We start from the raw sequence: 1,332 nt of genomic DNA, 5'->3' as shown, positions 1-1,332 counted from the left end.
TGCTTCAAAAAATCGAGATGTGTTTCCCCAAAATCCTCTATATCTTCCCAGCCTTCTGCACCAGAAATGACGGCACAAATAGTCAACAGTAGAATATCTGACAATTTATGTTCCACTTTCCAGGCTTGTCTGTAATCGGGGATAATAGAAATGTGTTCCATCAATTTTTTAAGTTCCATTTTGTTCTCCTTATTTATGTAAGGAGTATTTGATCATGTATAAGCAATAAAAAACAGCCTCAGGTAATAAGGAATATCTCAATTATTGAACATAAAATGCGAATTGTTTAGTACAAAAAAGCAGCGTTACGTGATCTTTCCCTGGATACCAGAGCCAGCATCCATTCATAAATACATTGTGAAATAAACACTCCAAAATCAAAATCTTTAATGACCCTATTATGAATAGCCATCATCATTACGGCCTTACAGAAAATAGTAACGCTTAATTCAACGGCCCATCACTCATTGCATTATATGGAAGTAAAAAAAATGAATCACATTCTTCTTTTTTACATCCCATGAAGATCTTTCCGGAATCATTATGCCACTGAGCAGTAGCACCAGCGTTTATTGAAAAATCCCATCTAACACCATCAACTACAAGCCAGCCATCTATATAACATGGCAACCAGTAATAGTCATTGACTATTACTGAATTATCAGGATACTTAGTGCTTAAATCGAAAATTTTTTTTACTTGAGACGGTGTTAAACTCCAGTCTTTACAACTTTCATATTCTGGCAAGTTTTTTGTTTTATCATCATCTGTACCTGTATAAATGGATTTACTAACACCTCCAATAGAAATATCTGCCGAAAATGCCATCTTACAAAAAAATGTCGCACTAACTATTACCGTACAAGCCATCGCCCTCACCAGCGGTTTTATAACTAATTTTATCATGTCCATAGATATCCCCCTCAGATAATTCATATATATTCATCAAAATATCAACCAGTTTATTAACGGATTTTTTTTGAGCTGCCGTCACAGGATTCCACGATCCGCCTTTATTTCCATCAGACACATAAAGACAGACAACTTCTATGCCAATAGCATCTCCATTATATGGGTATCGTATCAGGGCAAGATTACGAAAGCCCGCTCCCCGCAAGGACTGACGCGAGGTAGTCTCTGTCCATGGCTGCTTTTCTCATCTTACGTCTTAACCCTGCCTTGAATACCTTATCATTCGTCAAAATATTAATAGCGATATGCCGTATCCCTGAAAATAATTCTGCTGCGTTTCCTCTTCTTATTTTGCAATCGTCTTCATTCATTACCACGTCCAGACGCCAGTGCAGCTTATTCTCCACGTGCCAATGATTT

Annotated in this window: 4 protein-coding genes; all 4 read right to left on the bottom strand. The window is 37.2% G+C overall.

The features are described from left to right. Positions 1-179: transposase family protein (locus A7090_RS24480; protein WP_001511034.1), on the bottom strand; the 179-nt coding region annotated here is incomplete at its 3' end. Positions 180-444: 265 nt separating this feature from the next. Beyond that, positions 445-912 carry a hypothetical protein gene (locus tag A7090_RS24470; protein WP_157941501.1) on the bottom strand — a complete coding sequence of 156 codons (468 nt, stop codon included), beginning with the start codon at positions 910-912 and terminating at the stop codon, positions 445-447. Beyond that, positions 848-1,030 (bottom strand): hypothetical protein, encoded by a 183-nt coding sequence (locus A7090_RS27425; protein WP_446718738.1) that lies wholly within the window; start codon positions 1,028-1,030, stop codon positions 848-850. The genes A7090_RS24470 and A7090_RS27425 overlap by 65 nt, the downstream gene beginning before the upstream one ends. A 64-nt stretch (positions 1,031-1,094) precedes the next feature. Continuing rightward, positions 1,095-1,332: transposase (locus A7090_RS24460; RefSeq protein WP_171873361.1), on the bottom strand; the 238-nt coding region annotated here is incomplete at its 5' end.

It is taken from the genome of Escherichia sp. MOD1-EC7003 (assembly GCF_002965065.1).
Classification (GTDB): Bacteria; Pseudomonadota; Gammaproteobacteria; order Enterobacterales; family Enterobacteriaceae; genus Escherichia.
This window is presented reverse-complemented; position numbering and strand designations above follow the sequence as displayed.

What these genes read in the sequence shown, in the direction of transcription:
- A7090_RS24470 (WP_157941501.1), bottom strand. Translation starts at nt 912, where the DNA reads ATGGACATGATAAAATTAGTTATAAAACCGCTGGTGAGGGCGATGGCT.